We start from the raw sequence: 17,393 nt of genomic DNA, 5'->3' as shown, positions 1-17,393 counted from the left end.
ACCGACAAGGCTCCATTCGGCCGAACGGCGCGTACGGAGACGCCTGCCGGAGGGCGGTGATCACTTCACCGCTCCCGCCATCACCCCCGAGACGAACTGCCGCTGGAAGGCGAAGAACACGGCCAGCGGTATCACCATCGAGATGAACGCGCCCGGCGCGAGGACCTGCACGTTGTCGCCGAAGAACCGCACCTGCTGCTGGAGCGCGACCGTGATCGGCGGATTCTTGGAGTCGGCGAAGATCAGCGCGATCAGCATGTCGTTCCAGACCCACAGGAACTGGAAGATGCCGAGCGAGGCGATCGCGGGCGCCCCCAGCGGCATCACGACCCGGAAGAACAGCCGCAGTTCACCCGCGCCGTCCAGGCGCGCCGCCTCCAGGAGTTCGCGCGGGATCTCCGCGAAGAAGTTCCGCAGGAGGAAGATCGCGAACGGCAGCCCGAACGCCACATGGAAGGTGATCACGCCGATCGTCGACTCGAAGATGCCGATCTTGCCGAAGAGGTCGGCGATCGGCACCAGCGCGACCTGCACCGGCACCACGAGCAGACTGACGACGCCGAGGAACCACCAGTCGCGGCCAGGGAACTCCATCCACGCGAAGGCGTAGCCCGCGAGCGAGCCGATGACCACCACGAGCAGCGTCGCCGGGACGGTGATCATGACGCTGGACAGGATCGAGTCGGTGATCGTCTCGTCCTTGAGGAGGTTGCTGTAGTTCTCCAGCGTCATCTGCGAAGGCGCGGAGAAGACCTTCCACCAGCCGTTCTCGCTCATGTCCGCCGGAGTGCGGAACGAGCCGATCAGCAGGCCGATCGTCGGCACCAGCCAGAAGAGGCCGACGAGCACCAGGAACACCCGCAGCGCGGTGCTGCCGAGCAGGGACGCGATCCGGCCGCCCAGGGACTGCCGGGCCTTCACCGTTTCGGTAGGGGCGGTCATCGCTCGGCCTCCCGCCGCATGCGTCGGATGTTGAACAGCATCACCGGGATGACCAGGAGGAAGAGCAGCATCGCGATGGCGCTGGCCACCCCCAGCTGCTTGTCGAGGAACGCCGAGTTGTAGAGCTGTACCGCCAGCACGTTCGCCTCGTCCTTCGAGGACCCCGGCGCGATCACGAAGACCAGGTCGAAGATCTTCAGTACGTTGATCATGAGCGTGACCAGCACCACCGCGAGGACCGGCGCGAGCAGCGGCACCGTCACCCGGCGGAACACCTGCCACTCGTTGGCGCCGTCCACGCGCGCCGCCTCCAGGAGTTCCCGCGGCACGCTCGCCAGGCCCGCCGCGATCAGGACCATCGCGAAGCCCGCCCACATCCACAGGTACGAGCCGATGATCGCGGGCGTGATCAGCGTGGGGCCGAGCCACTCGACGCCGTTGTACGGCTCGCGGAAGTTCGACGCGGGGAAGCGCAGTTGCGCCCCGTCCGCCTCCTCGGGCAGCGCGAACGTACCGTCGGCGCCCGCCGTGGTCGAGGCGACGACCTCGCCGTCCTTGACCGCCTCGATCCTGATGCCGTCGTAGCCCAGCTCGGCGGTGTCGGGGGCGTTGACCTCACCGCGGCCCTTGCCGCGCGTGAAGTCCTGCCAGGCCGTCCCCGTCACCCGGTCGGGGTCGGCCTGCGCGGGCTTCGCCGGCTTCGCGCCGTCCGGCATGGTGTCCGGCGCCACGCCGACCAGGGGGAGCACCACAGGGGTGCCCGCCCGCACCGGCTCGCGGGTGATGAAGGCGCCGCCCTTCTCGTTCCGCAGGGGCGACTTCATGCTGGGGTGCGCCTGGGGGAACGCGGAGGACTCGGCGAACGTGTCGTGCACGCCCACCATCACCGCGTTGGCGACGCCCCGGTCGGGGTCCGACTCGTACACGAGCCGGAAGATGATGCCCGCGGCGAGCATGGAGATCGCCATCGGCATGAAGATGACCAGCTTGAACGCGGTGCCCCAGCGCACCCGTTCGGTCAGCACGGCGAAGATCAGGCCGAGCGCGGTCGCGACGGTGGGCGCCACGACCACCCAGACCGCGTTGTTCTTGATGGCGGTCCTGATGCCGTCGTCCGTGAACAGCGTCTCGTAGTTGCCGAACGCCGTGAAGTCGCCCGAGTCGTCGAAGAAGCTGCGGAACAGCGAGTACCCGATGGGGTAGAGGACGAGCGCGCCGAGCAGCACCAGGGCGGGCAGCAGGAAGAGCACCGCCATCGACCTGCGGGTGCCGGTCACGCTCTTGCGCGGGGTCGGGGCCGGTGGCACCACCTCGGGGGTGCCACCGGCGTTCGCGGTCGCCACCGCCTAGTCCTTGTACGCCTTGGCGGCGGCCGTCTCCAGTACCTTCTGGGTGCCCGCGACGTCCTTCGGGTTCTTCAGGAAGTCCTGGAGCGCCTTCCACTCGCCCTTGCCCGGCGTGCCGCCGAAGGCCTGCGGGGCCTGGTCGGACATGTCGAAGCGGATGTCGTCACCGGCCGCGATCAGGTTCTTGGCGATGTTGCGCTGCACGTCGTTCGGGTACGCCGAGAGGTCCAGGCTCTTGTTCGGCGAGATGAAACCGCCCGCCTCGGCCCAGATCCGCGCCGAGTCGGGCGAGGCGAGGAACGTGAGCAGCGCCTGCGCGCCCTTGCTGTCCTTCAGCGCGACGGCCGCGTCACCGCCGACCACGGCGGGCGACTTGTCACCGACCGCGGGGAAGGGGAACACCTTGGCGTCCGTCCCGACCTTCGCCTTGGTCTCCGAGATCGCGAGCGAGACCATGTCGCCCTCGAAGACCATGCCCGCGGCGGGCTGGTCGCCGCCCTTGAACGTCTGCTTCACCGACGCGGGGAACTCGGTCTGCAGGGCGCGGCTCGCGCCGCCCGCGACGAAGCCCTTCTCGCCGAAGATCTCCGCCAGGGTGGTCAGCGCCTCCTTGACCGAGGGGTCCGTCCACTTGATCTCGTGCTTGGCGAGCCGGTCGTACTTCTCCGGGCCCGCCTGGGAGAGGTAGATGTTCTCGAACCAGTCGGTGAGCGTCCACGCGTCGGCGCCCGCCACCGATACCGGCGGCACGCCCGAGTCGTAGATCATCTGGGCCGTCTTCGTGAAGTCGTCCCAGGTCTTGGGCACGCTGACGCCCGCGTTCTCGAAAACCTTCGTGTTGTACCAGACCAGCGACTTGTTGGCGGCCTTGAAGTACACGCCGTACTGCTTGCCGTCGACCGAGCCGAGGTCCTGCCAGCCCTTCGCGTAGTTCTCCTCCAGCTGCTTCTGCGCCTCGGCGCCGACCGGCTCGGCCCACTTGTTCGCCACGGCCTGCTCGATCGCGCCGACCTGCGGCAGCATCGCGACGTCCGGCGGCTGCCCGCCCGCCACCTTCGACTCCAGGAAGCTGATGATGGGGTCCTGCGCGGGCACGAAGGAGACCTTGGCGCCCGTCCTCTTCTCGAACTCGTCGAGCACCTTCAGGAAGACCTTGCGCTCCGTGCCGCCCCACACGGCCGCCACGGAGACGTTCTCCCCGTCCAGCTTCGGCAGCTTCAGCGCCGTCCCGGTGTCGTTGCCGCCGTCCTTGCCTCCGTCGCCGTCCTTGTCGTCACTGCCGCACGCGGTGACGGTCAGCGCGAGGGCGCCCGCGACGACGGCCGCGGCGATCCTGGCGGTGGTACGCCGATGTAGCGAAGCCCTGCGTGTACGAAGAGTGCTGCGCATCACTGCCCCGTTCTCTTCCCTGGCGAGTCCCGTTCGGTCTGGTCTACGCCCGGGCGGGGAGGGGCGGCAAGATGGCCTGCGCTGTCAACTCGTTGATCGTAATGGCGTTGTGACGTGGCGTCATGCGCCGAGAAGCGGTCTTTTCCCCCCACGGGTACGAATAGCCGCCACGGGGGGCGGGAAGGCGCTCCCGGCGGCGCCGGCGGGGCGTGGACCCGCCGGGAGCGGCGCGGCGGCGGGACCGCTCACAGTAAGGACGGGACCTCCTCCGCCGACACCGAGCGCGCGGCCCGCTCAAGGGCGCTCGCGAGCAGGGCGAGGTCCGTCGGGCCGTTGCCCAGCTCCCGCACGGGCCGCCTGGCGGGCGGATCACCCATCCGCTCCCACTCCAGCGGCACGACCGTGGGCCGCAGCGTCGCCGTACGGGGAATGCGTCCCGTGACCCGGCCCGCCTGGAAGGGTGTGGCCCGGCCGTCGGGGGAGCGCAGCTCGCCCCGCCCGGGAGCCGGTTCCTCGGGCCCCGCGGTCACCGCGTCCAGGGCCACGCGCAGCGTCGCCCGCCGGCCGAGGTCGGTCTCGGGCATCCGCTCGCTGCGGCCGGTGGACGCCACGAGGTGCACCCCGAGCCGCTCGCCGTCGCGCGCCACGGCCTCAAGCGCGCGCACGACCGATCCGGCCGCGGGCCGCCCCGGGGAGCCGAGGGCGGGCGAGAGCAGCGCGTCGAAGTCGTCGACGATCACCACGAGCCGGGGCAGCGGCGGCCCCGGCTCCACCCGCTGCCGCGCGGCGGGCCGCAGCCGCATCGTGGCGCTGGGCGGCGTGTCTATGTCGCCCCCGGCCGCCTGGGGCGGTACGGAAGGGACGCCGGGGGCGTCGCCCGCGCCCTGCTCGGCCGCTCCGGCCGCTCCGGGCGCCCCGGGGCCGGGCGCCGCGGAGACCCCCGCGCCGCCGGAGGCGTCGAACCCGCCCGGGCCCCCGCCGGCCACCGGGCCGCCGGCCGCCGTGGACGTCCTGGCGGCGGACGTCCTGAAGGCCCCGGTGCCGGAGGACGACGGGGACCGCTGGGCCACCAACCGCCCCGACACCTCCCGCTGCGTGTGCCACTCGGTGAAGCCGAGCCTGCCGAGCAGCTCCGCGCGCCGCTTCAGCTCGGCGGCCAGGGACTGGGCGAACTCCCGCATGCGCACCGGGTCGTTGGCCACCAGGTGCGTCGTGACGTGCGGCAGGTCGGTGCAGACCCCGAGCCCCGCGCCCTGCCGCCCCGCCGCACCGGCCGAGCCGCCGCTGTCCCGTCCGTCGACGAGCACGATGCCGAGCCGGTCGGGCCGCTCGGCGGCGGCGAGGGACGCGGCCACGGAGCGCAGCAGCTCGGTGCGCCCGCTGCCGGCGGGGCCCTCGGCGAGCAGGTGCGGCCCGTCGGCGGCGAGGTCCGCGACGACCGGGCCGCGCGGTCCGGCCCCCAGCACGGCGAGGGCGCGACCGCCGAGCGCCTCGGGGTCGTCGGCCGCCGCCGCCCAGCGCGCCATCAGCGAGGCGGGCGTCGCCCGCGCGAGCCCCAGCTCGTCCAGGAGCCGCGCGGCCTGGGGCAGCGGCGCGGACACGCGCGTGTGCGCCTCGCCGGGGCCGCCGTCGGCGCGCAGCGGCGCGAGGGCCCGCGCGAACCGCTCGGCCCAGGCGGCCGAGACCGCGTCCACCGCGGCGACGGTGCCGTGCCCCGCGGGGCGTCCGCCCGCCGTCCGCATCAGCCGCAGCGCGGTCGCCACGTCCCCGCTGAGGAGCGCCACGGCCCCGCACGCGCGGAAGGCGGGCGAGACCGCGCAGGCCGCCTCGTACGTGTCGAGGACCGGGGAGGCGGGCGACGCGGCCTCGGTCTCGGCGAGGCAGACCACGTGAATCCCCGCGCGGGCGCCCTCTCCCGCGAGGCGGGCGGTGGCCTCCCGGAGCCCGGCGGCCCCCGGGTCGCCGTCGACGATCACGACCGTGTGCGACACGGGCGCCCCGGCCTCCGCGTCGCCCCGGTCCTCGTCGGCGATGCGGTCGTCGAGCCGCCGCAGGAGCTCGTCCGTACGGGCCGCCGCCTGCTCGCGGTCGTAGGCCAGGAGGAGGCGGCAGTCCTGGCCGTGCGTGGGCCGCAGGTGGGGGAGCCAGCCGAGCCAGGCCCACTCGGCGGTGCGCCGCGCGGTGGGGCGCGCCCGGTCCGTGCTGATCAGCACGATCTCCAGGGTGTCGGGCGAGTGCAGCGCGCCGAGCTGGGCGACGACCGCCCTGGCCAGGCCGCTCAGCCGCTCTCGCGGGCCCGCGAGGCCGAGCGCGCCCGCCTCCCGCAGGCTCACCGTGACGGGCACGGCGGGCAGCAGCCCCTGGTCACCGGGGCCGGTCCGGTCGACCGTGCCGAGCCGCACCGCGAGGGCCTCCGGGTGGCCGGGGCCGCGCTCCCAGAGGCGGGGGCCCGGGCCGAGCGCCGTGAGCAGGAGGGCCGCGGGGTCGGGCCAGGACTCCGGGGTCCGCGCGGCGGCGGCCACGGCGAGCTCCTCCGGGGTCGGCTCGGGGGCGGCGCCGAACGCCTCGTCGTCGAAGCCGTCGTCCTCGTAGATGTCGGGGGCCCCGGGGCCGCGGCCCTGCTCGGCGTCCCTGGCTCCGGTCAGGCGCCGGGCCCAGGCGGAGAGGCCGCCGCGCCTGCGCAGGGTGCGCGGCACCGGCGTCCCGCGCGGCGGCGTGCCCGCGCGCGTCCGCTCGGTGCCGGCGGCGTCACCCGCCGGGTCCTGGCCCACCGCTCCGTACGCCGCCGTTCCGTTCGCCGCCGCGCCGTACGGCTCCGTCCCGTGTGCCCCCGCGCCGTACGGCTCCGGTCCCCGGGCCCGGTGGGTGCCGGCGGGGCCCGCCGCGCCGTGCGTCCCCATGGCCGTCCCGGCGTCGCCCGCGGCTCCCCAGCCCGCCGTGCCGTACGCGTGGTGGCCGGCGCCCTCGGGGCCCGTCGGCGCCCGGAAGGCGGGCTGCGGGTGCTCGGCGGGCCGCACGCGCACGTGACCCTCGCCGTCGGGGGCGGTCGTCGGGGCGCCGCCCGTGCCCGCGGACGGGCCGAGGGCACCGTCCGCGAGGCGCAGCGCCGACTCGCCTATCCGGAGCAGGGAGCCGGTGGAGACCGGCACGGGACGGTCGGTGACCTCCCTGCCGTCCACCGACGTGCCGTTCGTCGAGCCGAGGTCCGCGACGGTGACACGGCCGTCCGCGGCGAGGGTGACCGCGCAGTGCAGCCGGGAGACGTCGGGGTCGTCCAGCGGGACGTCCGCATCGGCGGAGCGGCCGACGCGGATCTGGCCGCCGTGCAGCAGATGGACGCCGCCGGCGTCCGGCCCCGCCACCACGTGCAGCTGGGCCGCGGCCTCCGCCGGCTCGGGGCCGGACTCGCCGGGCGCCCCCAGGGAGAGGACCGCGCCGTCGATCAGGGGAGGCTCGCCGAGCGTGCACCGCTGGGCGTCGAGGCGCTCCGGGCCCGCGTACAGCACGAGGGGGCTCTCGGCGCCCGCGACGGCCGTGGCGAGGCCCGGGGCCACCGCGGCGAGCGCGGTCCCCGCGGGCGCGGTGACCAGGACGTCGCAGGCGCTCCGCGCCCCGGTCGCCGCCGTGGGGCGGCCTTGCTGCTCGGTCTGGCCGCTGCGCGGCCCGAGGACGGTCAGCCGGATCTGCATCGCCGTCAGCGGTCCCTTCTGCGCTGGGCGCCCGGCGCGGGGACTCGCGCTGTGATTCCCCCCACCGCACACGGGCACGTCGGCCAGTACTGGGGGCATCCTGTCACCTGCCACTGACAACACGCCCGGCGGCCATACGTTTGTGATCTTGAATGGTCGGCTCTGCTCGGAAAAGTGCCTGCTTGGACCGTTGAGGGCGACGCTCCGGCAACCATCGGCCATGGAAGAGCGTCTTCCCGTCGGGCGACGGACCGTCGGAATCCGTTCGGTCGGTGCCCCCTCCGGCAGCACTACAGTGGGTCGGAACATCTTCGGGAAGAGACCCGCGGGCGGCATCAGCACCCGGACGGGACCAGCCAGACCAGCAGGGAGCGCATGACGTGCGGCCGGTAGGCAGCAAGTACCTGCTCGAGGAGCCGCTCGGGCGCGGCGCCACGGGCACCGTCTGGCGGGCCCGCCAGCGGGAGACGGCGGGCGCCGAGGCGGCCGTTCCCGGCCAGCCCGGCGAGACCGTCGCGATCAAGGTCCTCAAGGAAGAGCTGGCCAACGACGCGGACGTCGTGATGCGCTTCCTGCGGGAGCGGTCCGTCCTGCTCAGGCTCACGCACGAGAACATCGTCAGGACGCGTGACCTGGTCGTCGAGGGCGACCTCCTCGCCCTGGTCATGGACCTCGTCGACGGCCCGGACCTGCACCGCTACCTGCGCGAGAACGGACCGTTCACGCCCGTCGCCGCGGCGCTCCTGACCGCCCAGATCGCCGACGCGCTCGCCGCGAGCCACGCCGACGGCGTCGTGCACCGGGACCTGAAGCCCGCGAACGTCCTGCTGAAGCAGGACGCCGGGGGCATGCACCCGATGCTCACCGACTTCGGCATCGCGCGCCTCGCGGACTCGCCCGGCCTGACCAGGACGCACGAGTTCGTCGGCACGCCCGCGTACGTGGCGCCCGAGTCCGCCGAGGGCCGCCCGCAGACCAGCGCCGTCGACGTCTACGGCGCGGGCATCCTGCTGTACGAGCTGGTCACGGGCCGCCCGCCGTTCAGCGGCGATTCGGCGCTCGAAGTCCTGCACCAGCACCTCAGCGCCGAGCCGCGCCGCCCCTCCACCGTGCCCGACCCCCTGTGGACGGTCATCGAGCGCTGCCTGGACAAGAACCCCGACCGCCGCCCCAGCGCCGAGAACCTCGCCCGCGGCCTGCGCACGGTCGCCGACGGCATCGGCGTGCACTCCACCCCGGCGCAGATCGCCGCCGCGGAGGGCGTGGGCGCCCTGCTGACGCCCGACCCGGCGCCCGCCCAGGTCCCCGAGGCCCCCGGCGCGGCCGACCCCACGCAGGTGCTGCCGAGCAACGCGGGCTCGTACGACCCGAACGCGGCGACCAGCGTCATGCAGAGCACCGGCCACGGCCAGGGCCCCGGCGACGCCGACCCGACCTCCGTGCTGCCGAACAACCGGGGCGCCGCCGACCCGACCGCGGTCATGCCGCCCGTACCGCCGAACGACCCGGGGGCGGACCCGAACGAGCCGCACCCCTGGCAGAACCAGATGCGCGCGGCCCGCGACCGCAACGAACAGACGCAGGTCCAGTCCTACCTCGACCCCAGCCAGGACCCGCTGCGCCGCCGCCCCCAGCGGCAGGTGGCGAGGCCCCAGCAGCAGCCGCAGCAGCCGCAGCAGCGCCCCCAGCAGTACGCGCCGCAGCAGCCCCGCGGCCGGAGCCCGCAGCAGCAGTACGCTCCCGCGCCGCAGCCCCGGCCCCAGCACCAGCCGCAGCACCAGCCCCAGCAGTACGCGGCGCCCCCGCAGGCTCCGGCGCCGCAGCGGCCCGCCCCGCGCCCCGCGCGCGAGCCGCGTCCGCCGCGCGAGCCGAGGCAGCGCAGCGCCAACCCGATGAGGATTCCGGGCCTCGGCTGCCTCAAGGGCTGCCTGTTCACGATCGTCATCCTCTTCGTCGTCAGCTGGCTGGTCTGGGAGTTCAGCCCGCTGCAGGAGTGGATCGGCACGACGAAGGGCTACTGGGAGCAGCTCACGGACTGGTACGGCACCGTCAGCGGCTGGGTCGGGGACCTCGGCGCCAAGTAGCGGGACGCGTTCCCGGGCGGCGATCACCGCCGACTTCGGGGATTTGTCGACATCTGCGAGTGATTTCCGCTCCCGGAGTGAAGGTTGGCGGCAAGGCCGCGTAGTTTTGTCGCCAACACGCATCCGTAGGAGCAGTCTTGACGCGCAAGATCGGCAGCCGGTACACCGCCCACCAGATCCTGGGCCGTGGCAGCGCCGGCACGGTGTGGCTCGGCGAGGGGCCCGAAGGCCCCGTCGCCATCAAGCTGCTGCGCGAGGACCTGGCCTCGGACCAGGAACTCGTCGGCCGCTTCGTGCAGGAGCGCACGGCCCTGCTCAGCCTCGACCACGCGCGCGTGGTGGGCGTCCACGACCTGGTGGTCGACGGCAACGACCTGGCCCTCGTCATGGACCTCGTCCGCGGCACCGACCTGCGCACCCGCCTCGACCGCGAGCGGCGCATGGCCCCCGAGGCGGCCGTCGCCATCGTCGCGGACGTCGCCGACGGCCTCGCCGCCGCGCACGCCGCGGGCATCGTGCACCGGGACGTCAAGCCCGAGAACGTCCTCCTGGACATGCAGGGCCCCCTCGGCCCCGGCGGCGCGCACCCCGCCCTGCTCACCGACTTCGGCGTCGCCAAGCTGATCGACTCCCCGCGCAGGACCCGCGCCACGAAGATCATCGGCACTCCGGACTACCTGGCCCCCGAGATCATCGAGGGCCTGCCGCCGCGCGCCGCCGTCGACATCTACGCCCTCGCCACGGTCCTCTACGAACTCCTCGCCGGCTTCACCCCCTTCGGAGGCGGCCACCCGGGGGCGATCCTGCGGCGCCACGTCACCGAGACCGTGGTCCCCCTGCCGGGCATCCCCGAGGAGCTGTGGCAGCTCATCGTCCAGTGCCTCGCCAAGGCCCCCGCGTCCCGGCTGCGCGCCTCCGAGCTGGCCGCGCGCCTGCGGGAGCTGCTTCCGCTGGTCGCGGGGATGCCGCCGCTGGACGTCGACGAGCCGGACACGGAGTCCTCGCCGGCCGAGGAGGCGCACGAGGAGTCCGACCCCGAGCCGCGCGAGGCCGCTCCCCGGCGCGGCGCGGTGCCGCTGGTGCCGGGGGCGGCGTCCGCCGACTCCAACCGCGACACGCACACCTCCATGCGGGTGCCGGGCCCCGACGAGCTGGCCGGCGGCGCCCGCGGCACGGCACGCGCCCCGCGGGCCTCGGGGGCGGCGCGGCCGGGCTCCGCGAAGCACCGGGCCTCGGCGCGGCGCCGCCGGATCACGCTCGGCGTGGCGGGGGCGGTGCTGGTCGCGGCGGTGGCCGCGGGCACCTGGGTGGCCTCGTCCGACGACGAGTCCGCACCCCCGGACACCAGCACCTCCGCCCCTCCGGCGCCCTAGGCCGCGCTCCGAAAGTAGCGTCGTCCGCCCGGAGGCCGGGCAGGCGGGGCTTTCGGAAGACGCCCCGGGCGCGGGTCCCGGGGCCGGACCCACCCCGGAGGGAAACGGTTGCCGCAGCCGTTACGCTGGAGTCGTGGCAGTCGTCGATGTATCCGAAGAGCTCAAGTCCCTCTCCTCGACCATGGAGTCGATCGAGGCCGTCCTGGACCTCGACAAGATGAGGGCCGATATCGCCGTGCTCGAGGAGCAGGCGGCCGCCCCGTCCCTCTGGGACGACCCCGAGGCGGCGCAGAAGATCACCAGCAAGCTGAGCCACCTCCAGGCGGAGGTCCGCAAGGCCGAGGCACTGCGCGGTCGCATCGACGACCTCGGCGTGCTGTTCGAGATGGCCGAGGAGGAGGACGACCCGGACACCCGTGCCGAGGCCGAGTCCGAGCTCACGGCCGTCAAGAAGGCGCTGGACGAGATGGAGGTCAGGACCCTCCTCTCGGGGGAGTACGACTCCCGTGAGGCCGTCGTCACCATCCGCGCGGAGGCCGGCGGCGTCGACGCCTCCGACTTCGCCGAGAAGCTCCAGCGCATGTACCTGCGCTGGGCCGAGCGCCACGGCTACAAGACGGAGCTCTACGAGACCTCGTACGCGGAGGAGGCCGGCATCAAGTCGACCACCTTCGCCGTGAACGTCCCGTACGCCTACGGCACGCTCTCCGTCGAGCAGGGCACCCACCGCCTCGTGCGCATCTCGCCCTTCGACAACCAGGGCCGCCGCCAGACCTCCTTCGCCGGCGTCGAGGTCCTCCCGGTGGTCGAGCAGACCGACCACATCGAGATCGACGAGAGCGAGCTGCGCGTCGACGTGTACCGCTCCTCGGGCCCCGGCGGCCAGGGCGTCAACACGACCGACTCCGCGGTCCGTCTGACGCACATCCCCACCGGCATCGTCGTCTCCTGCCAGAACGAGCGCTCGCAGATCCAGAACAAGGCGACCGCGATGAACGTCCTCCAGGCGAAGCTCCTGGAGCGCCGCCGCCAGGAGGAGCAGGCGAAGATGAACGCCCTCAAGGGCGACGGCGGCAACTCCTGGGGCAACCAGATGCGTTCGTACGTCCTGCACCCGTACCAGATGGTCAAGGACCTCCGTACGGAGTGCGAGGTGGGCAACCCCGAGTCCGTCTTCAACGGCGAGATCGACGGTTTCCTCGAAGCCGGAATTCGCTGGCGCAAGCAGCAGGAGAAGTAAATCCCGCCCCGAGCGGCTTTATCGACAAGGCAACTGTCGCTGTAAAGGCGGCAGTTGCCTTTTGCGTCACAGTCACATCTCCGTAGGACGGTCAACCCCCTCGATAACGGACATCGCGCCCGCAACGACCTTGACGCTGCTTCCAAAAGTGGAAAGGCTGGCGCGCGGCATGCGTATTCGTGGGGCGCGTGGGATCTGTGGGGGCCGATCGAGCGCCCCGCGCGAGCGCCGCCCCCGACGCTGCCTCACTGACGATTCAGCTACTGGGGGTAGCAGCCAGATGACCAAGAAGACGCGGATCCGTGTCGCGCGGATAGCCGCCGGTGCCGTGATCGCCGCCGGCGCCTCGCTGACCGCCGCGGGTGCCGCTTCGGCCCTCGACGTCGGCGTCGACCTCGGCGGTGTGGGCGCGGGCGCCCACGCGGACGAGAGCGGCGTCGGTGTGGACGTGGACCTTCCGGCCGCGGGCGACGAGGACCCGGAGCCGACCGAACCGAACCCGACGATCCCCGGTCCCGAGGACCCGGAGCCGACGAACCCCGAGCCCACGAACCCGGGCCCGGACCCGACGCTCCCGGACCCGGAGCCCACCAACCCGGACCCGGAGCCCACGAACCCCACCAACCCGCCCACCTCCGACCCGACCGACCCGGGTGACGGGAACGGCACCGGCGGCGGCAACGGCGGCAACGGCGGCAATGGCGGCGGCGGCAACGGCGGCAGCACCGGTGGCGGCACCGGCGGCGGTGGCAACGGCGGCGGTGGCACCGGCGGTGGCGGCACGGGCCCCGGCCCCGACGGCGGCTCCCACCCCGTCGAGCAGGGCCAGGGCAAGGACAGCCTGACCGACACCGGCTCCAAGCCCGTCGAGCAGGGCGGCAGCAGCAAGGACGGCGGCGAGAAGGGCGAGCTGGCCGAGACCGGCGCCGCCGAGACCACCTTCCTGGTGATCGGTGCCGCGACGATGATCGCCGGCGGCATCGGCTTCCGCATCCTGCCGCGCCTCGTCGGCAGCCGCGGCGCCGCTGCCTGATCGCACGGTGACGGCGTAGCCACGTACGGCGACGTACGCGGCGTACGGACATGACGAAGGGCCCGGACCTCCATGGGAGGCTCCGGGCCCTTTCGCACGCGTCCTGCTCGGGACGCTCCGTGCGTGTCGTCCCTACGACGTCCCTGCGTCGTCCCTACGCGGACTGGTGCGCCAGCAGCGCGACCGCCGCGATGAGCACCACGAGCAGTGCTATCAGAGCCGCGGGATTGAGGCCCGCGAAGGGCCCGTCCTGCTGCAGGCGCTCGCGATTGGCCCGGCACACGGGGCAGCGGCCTTCACTCACGGGCGCTGCGCAGTTCGCGCATACCAACCGATCCAGGGTCATGCGCTTCTCCTCCCGCACAGTCTCAGCCTGCCCAACGCTACGGGGAACCCGATCGTTCCCCCTACCACTGTGCCAGCTTCCTCGGATTTAGGCGCGGCCCGCCCCGTTCCGACGGATTCCGACCGGTCGCCGTGCCGGCGCGCGTCAGGGAGCCCACCCGTTTTGTTCCCCGGGCGGACCACGACAAATCGCGCAACTCAGGACGCCGACTGCGCTCGCCCACCGGGTTCGCGTATGGTCACGCTCACCTACCCCCGGCAACCCGTGGTGCATCCGTGATCCGATTCGACAACGTCTCCAAGGCCTATCCGAAGCAGACCCGCCCCGCGCTCAGGGACGTCTCCCTGGAGATCGAGAAGGGCGAGTTCGTCTTCCTGGTCGGGTCCTCCGGCTCCGGAAAGTCCACCTTCCTGCGGCTCGTCCTGCGCGAGGAGCGCACCAGCCACGGCCAGGTGCACGTCCTCGGCAAGGACCTGGCGCGCCTGTCCAACTTCAAGGTGCCGCACATGCGTCGCCAGCTGGGCACCGTCTTCCAGGACTTCCGCCTCCTGCCGAACAAGACCGTCGCCGAGAACGTCGCCTTCGCGCAGGAGGTGATCGGCAAGTCCCGCGGCGAGATCCGCAAGTCCGTCCCCCAGGTGCTCGATCTCGTGGGCCTCGGCGGCAAGGAGGACCGGATGCCCGGCGAGCTCTCCGGCGGTGAGCAGCAGCGGGTGGCGATCGCGCGCGCGTTCGTCAACCGTCCGAAGCTGCTGATCGCCGACGAGCCGACCGGCAACCTCGACCCGCAGACCTCCGTCGGCATCATGAAGCTGCTCGACCGGATCAACCGGACCGGCACCACCGTCGTGATGGCCACCCACGACCAGCAGATCGTGGACCAGATGCGCAAGCGGGTCATCGAGCTGGAGAAGGGCCGTCTCGTCCGCGACCAGTCGCGCGGCGTGTACGGGTACCAGCACTAGCCGCGGGCTCGCGGACGCGGGCGCCCGGCACCCGTGTCCGCCCGTGTCTCTGATCCACTCGATCCACCTGATCCACTGAAAGGCCGCCATGCGCGCCCAGTTCGTCCTGTCGGAGATCGGCGTCGGTCTCCGCCGGAATCTCACGATGACCTTCGCGGTCATCGTCTCCGTAGCGCTCTCGCTCGCCCTGTTCGGCGGTTCGCTGCTCATGCGTGACCAGGTGAGCACGATGAAGGGCTACTGGTACGACAAGGTCAACGTCTCGATCTACCTCTGCAACAAGGCCGACGCCGAGCAGGACCCCAAGTGCGCCAAGGGCGCCGTCACGAACGAGCAGAAGGACCAGATCCTCACGGATCTGAAGAAGATGCCGGTCGTGGACACCGTCCAGCACGAGTCGGCGGACGAGGCGTACAAGCACTACAAGGAGCAGTTCGGCGACTCCCCGTTGGCCAGCTCCCTGACGCCGGACCAGATGCAGGAGTCCTTCCGCGTGAAGCTGAAGGACCCGGAGAAGTACCAGGTGGTCGCCACCGCCTTCTCGGGCCGTGACGGCGTGCAGTCCGTGCAGGACCAGAAGGACTATCTGGACAACCTCTTCGAACTGCTCAACGGCATGAACTGGGCGGCGGTCGCGGTCATGGCGCTGATGCTCGTGGTGGCGCTGATGCTGATCGTCAACACGGTGCGCGTCTCCGCGTTCAGCCGTCGGCGTGAGACGGGCATCATGCGCCTCGTCGGCGCGTCCAGCTTCTACATCCAGATGCCGTTCATCATGGAGGCCGCGGTCGCCGGCCTCATCGGCGGCGGTCTCGCCTGCGGAATGCTGGTCGTGGGCCGCTACTTCATGATCGACCACGGTCTCGCGCTCTCCGAGAAGATCAACCTCATCAACTTCATCGGCTGGGACGCGGTCCTCGCGAAGCTGCCGCTGGTGCTCGCGATCGGCCTGCTGATGCCCGCGCTCGCCGCGTTCTTCGCGTTGCGCAAGTACCTCAAGGTGTGACAAGTACTCTCAGCGGATCAGGGCGCCGTACGGTTCAACGAACCGTACGGCGCCCCTCGTTGTCCTAGACTCACCGGCATGTCAGGCCTCGACCGGTTCGCGGACCGGTTCTCACCGCCCCGCCGCGTCCGCCGCGGGGCCGCCCTGACATTGGTCTTCGCGAGCGTCCTCGTCACCGGGGCCGCCACGGGCTCCTGGAGCGACGAGGCGGACGAAGGCCGGAAAACGCCCTCCTCCTCGGTGCGTTCGGACGCCGCGGCCCCGCTGAGCGGCGCCTCCGGCGACGCGGCCGACGCGGCGGCCGAGGCCATGGCCGACGGCACGTCCGCGGAGGCGGCCGCCGAGGAGGCCGTCAGCCGCAGCGGGGACCGCTGGGGCTCGGTGTACTCGCGGGGGGAGTTCCAGAAGTTCGAGCAGGCGCTCGACGGCGCCTACACCGGTGTCGGCCTGTGGGCGCGCCGCGCCGCCGACGGGGGCATCGAGGTCTCCCGGGTGCGCGAGGGCGGGCCCGCGGCCCTGGCCGGCATCCGCGCGGGCGACCGGCTGCGCTCCGTCGACGGCAGGCGCGTCACGGGACGCCCGGTCACGGAGGTCGTCTCCCTGCTGCGCGGCGACCGCGCGGGCACGCCGGTGGAGCTCGGCCTGGAGCGCGGCACGCGCGCGTGGCGCGAGACGCTGCGCAGGGCGCGGCTCTCCACGGACTCCGTCACGGTGACCGGCCTGTCCGGCGGGGCGACGCTGATCAAGGTCGACGCGTTCACCAAGGGCTCGGGCGAGGCCGTGCGGGACGCGGTGCGCGAGGCGCCCGACGGCGGCGGCATCCTGCTGGACCTGCGCGGGAACCAGGGGGGCCTGGTGGCGGAGGCGGTGACCGCCGCGTCCGCCCTGGTCGACGGCGGCCTCGTGGCCACGTACGACGTACGGGGCGAGGAGAAGGCCCTGCACGCCGAGCGCGGCGGTGACGCGGACAGACCGGTGGTCGTGCTCGTCGACGGCGGCACGATGAGCGCGGCCGAGCTGCTCACGGGCGCCCTGCAGGACCGCGGGCGCGCGGTCGTGGTGGGGACGCGGACCTTCGGCAAGGGGTCGGTCCAGATGCCGAGCCGTCTGCCGGACGGCTCCGTCGCCGAGCTGACCGTCGGGCACTACCGCACTCCTTCGGGACGTGTGGTGGACGGCCGGGGCATCACGCCGGACCTGGAGGCCGAGGACGGTGCCGAGGCACGGGCCGAGACAGTATTGACTGGCCTCGGACCCCCCTCGTAGTGCGAAAATGGCCGCACTATGGCGAAGGAAAAGGTAAAGCGCAAGGCCGCGAAGGCCGCCGAGAAGGCACCCTCCCGCAAGATCGTCGCGCAGAACAAGAAGGCGCGGCACGACTATCACATCCTGGACACCTACGAGTGCGGCCTGGTGCTGATGGGCACCGAGGTCAAGTCGCTGCGGCTCGGCAGGGCCTCCCTGGTGGACGGCTTCGTCCACATCGACCGCGGCGAGGCGTGGCTGCACAACATCCACGTCCCGGAGTACGTGCAGGGCACCTGGACCAACCACTCCGCCACCCGGAAGCGCAAGCTCCTGCTGCACCGCGCGGAGATCGACAAGCTGGAGTCGAAGTCGAAGGAGACGGGGCACACGATCGTGCCGCTCTCCCTGTACTTCAAGGACAGCCGGGTCAAGGTGGAGATCGCCCTGGCCAAGGGCAAGAAGGAGTACGACAAGCGGCAGACGCTGCGCGAGAAGCAGGACACGCGCGAGACGAACCGCGCGATCTCGGCGGTGCGGCGGCGCCAGGGCATCGGCTAGCCCGTCCGCCCGTCCGCCCGTCCGGCCGTCCGCCCTCGGCCCGTCCGTAGGAATAGGCTGGCACCGTCGTGTGTTGGTCACGTACGATGGGTCTTGCTCCGCTGGTGACGGGGCACCCGGATGCGAAGGGCCGCCGCGAGGCGGGTCGGAGTGTCCACCTTGAAAAATCAACAT

General features: G+C 72.7%; 13 protein-coding genes. 8 read left to right on the top strand and 5 right to left on the bottom strand.

Going from position 1 to position 17,393, the window contains the following annotated elements:
• Window positions 1-60: 60 nt before the first annotated feature.
• From AB0I16_RS21870 to AB0I16_RS21855, 4 genes are all read right to left on the bottom strand, one after another.
• Entirely contained in the window at window positions 61-942 is an 882-nt protein-coding gene (locus AB0I16_RS21870; RefSeq protein ID WP_363251124.1) for a carbohydrate ABC transporter permease, read from the bottom strand.
• A complete protein-coding gene (locus AB0I16_RS21865; RefSeq protein WP_363251165.1) occupies window positions 939-2,219 on the bottom strand; it encodes a sugar ABC transporter permease in 1,281 nt (426 codons plus the stop codon). The genes AB0I16_RS21870 and AB0I16_RS21865 overlap by 4 nt, the downstream gene beginning before the upstream one ends.
• Before the next feature lie 69 nt (window positions 2,220-2,288).
• Window positions 2,289-3,677: an ABC transporter substrate-binding protein gene (locus tag AB0I16_RS21860; RefSeq protein WP_363251123.1), complete on the bottom strand. Its 1,389-nt coding sequence runs from the start codon at window positions 3,675-3,677 to the stop codon at window positions 2,289-2,291.
• A 245-nt stretch (window positions 3,678-3,922) separates the two neighbouring features.
• Window positions 3,923-7,366 (bottom strand): FHA domain-containing protein, encoded by a 3,444-nt coding sequence (locus tag AB0I16_RS21855; RefSeq protein WP_363251122.1) that lies wholly within the window; start codon window positions 7,364-7,366, stop codon window positions 3,923-3,925.
• 380 nt (window positions 7,367-7,746) lie between these two features.
• Between AB0I16_RS21855 and AB0I16_RS21850 the strand changes: the two genes are divergently transcribed.
• The 4 genes from AB0I16_RS21850 to AB0I16_RS21835 all read left to right on the top strand — a co-directional run bounded on the left by AB0I16_RS21850 (window position 7,747) and on the right by AB0I16_RS21835 (window position 13,096).
• The gene (locus AB0I16_RS21850; RefSeq protein WP_363251121.1) at window positions 7,747-9,450 is read left to right on the top strand and encodes a protein kinase; all 1,704 of its coding nucleotides are present in this window, start codon (window positions 7,747-7,749) and stop codon (window positions 9,448-9,450) included.
• Window positions 9,451-9,587: 137 nt separating this feature from the next.
• Window positions 9,588-10,823, top strand: a complete 1,236-nt coding sequence (locus AB0I16_RS21845) for a serine/threonine-protein kinase (protein ID WP_363251119.1) — start codon at window positions 9,588-9,590, stop codon at window positions 10,821-10,823.
• Between the two features lie 133 nt (window positions 10,824-10,956).
• The gene (gene prfB, locus AB0I16_RS21840; protein WP_363251118.1) at window positions 10,957-12,063 is read left to right on the top strand and encodes a peptide chain release factor 2; all 1,107 of its coding nucleotides are present in this window, start codon (window positions 10,957-10,959) and stop codon (window positions 12,061-12,063) included.
• Between the two features lie 280 nt (window positions 12,064-12,343).
• Window positions 12,344-13,096, top strand: a complete 753-nt coding sequence (locus tag AB0I16_RS21835; RefSeq protein WP_363251117.1) for a hypothetical protein — start codon at window positions 12,344-12,346, stop codon at window positions 13,094-13,096.
• Window positions 13,097-13,250: 154 nt separating this feature from the next.
• On the opposite strand, the gene AB0I16_RS21830 is transcribed toward AB0I16_RS21835, so the two are convergent.
• Window positions 13,251-13,442, bottom strand: a complete 192-nt coding sequence (locus AB0I16_RS21830; protein WP_363251116.1) for a hypothetical protein — start codon at window positions 13,440-13,442, stop codon at window positions 13,251-13,253.
• Between the two features lie 275 nt (window positions 13,443-13,717).
• Between AB0I16_RS21830 and ftsE the strand changes: the two genes are divergently transcribed.
• The 4 genes from ftsE (at window position 13,718) to smpB (ending at window position 17,219) form a co-directional block, all read left to right on the top strand.
• Window positions 13,718-14,407, top strand: coding sequence for a cell division ATP-binding protein FtsE (gene ftsE / locus AB0I16_RS21825; protein WP_358584549.1), 690 nt, complete (start codon window positions 13,718-13,720; stop codon window positions 14,405-14,407).
• An 88-nt stretch (window positions 14,408-14,495) separates the two neighbouring features.
• Window positions 14,496-15,413 (top strand): permease-like cell division protein FtsX, encoded by a 918-nt coding sequence (gene ftsX / locus AB0I16_RS21820; protein WP_062781429.1) that lies wholly within the window; start codon window positions 14,496-14,498, stop codon window positions 15,411-15,413.
• Between the two features lie 78 nt (window positions 15,414-15,491).
• Window positions 15,492-16,679, top strand: coding sequence for a S41 family peptidase (locus tag AB0I16_RS21815; protein WP_363251115.1), 1,188 nt, complete (start codon window positions 15,492-15,494; stop codon window positions 16,677-16,679).
• An 18-nt stretch (window positions 16,680-16,697) separates the two neighbouring features.
• Window positions 16,698-17,219 (top strand): SsrA-binding protein SmpB, encoded by a 522-nt coding sequence (smpB, locus tag AB0I16_RS21810; protein WP_363251114.1) that lies wholly within the window; start codon window positions 16,698-16,700, stop codon window positions 17,217-17,219.
• The last annotated feature ends 174 nt before the right edge of the window (window positions 17,220-17,393 follow it).

It is taken from the genome of Streptomyces sp. NPDC050703 (assembly GCF_040654435.1).
GTDB lineage: Bacteria > Actinomycetota > Actinomycetes > Streptomycetales > Streptomycetaceae > Streptomyces.
This window is presented reverse-complemented; position numbering and strand designations above follow the sequence as displayed.

Excerpts from the sequence above, each read along its gene's own strand:
- smpB (WP_363251114.1), top strand. The coding sequence starts at position 16,698 with ATGGCGAAGGAAAAGGTAAAGCGCAAGGCCGCGAAGGCCGCCGAGAAG.
- AB0I16_RS21830 (WP_363251116.1), bottom strand. The coding sequence starts at position 13,442 with ATGACCCTGGATCGGTTGGTATGCGCGAACTGCGCAGCGCCCGTGAGT.
- AB0I16_RS21815 (WP_363251115.1), top strand. The coding sequence starts at position 15,492 with ATGTCAGGCCTCGACCGGTTCGCGGACCGGTTCTCACCGCCCCGCCGC.
- AB0I16_RS21855 (WP_363251122.1), bottom strand. The coding sequence starts at position 7,366 with ATGCAGATCCGGCTGACCGTCCTCGGGCCGCGCAGCGGCCAGACCGAG.
- AB0I16_RS21860 (WP_363251123.1), bottom strand. The coding sequence starts at position 3,677 with ATGCGCAGCACTCTTCGTACACGCAGGGCTTCGCTACATCGGCGTACC.
- AB0I16_RS21835 (WP_363251117.1), top strand. The coding sequence starts at position 12,344 with ATGACCAAGAAGACGCGGATCCGTGTCGCGCGGATAGCCGCCGGTGCC.
- AB0I16_RS21870 (WP_363251124.1), bottom strand. The coding sequence starts at position 942 with ATGACCGCCCCTACCGAAACGGTGAAGGCCCGGCAGTCCCTGGGCGGC.
- ftsX (WP_062781429.1), top strand. The coding sequence starts at position 14,496 with ATGCGCGCCCAGTTCGTCCTGTCGGAGATCGGCGTCGGTCTCCGCCGG.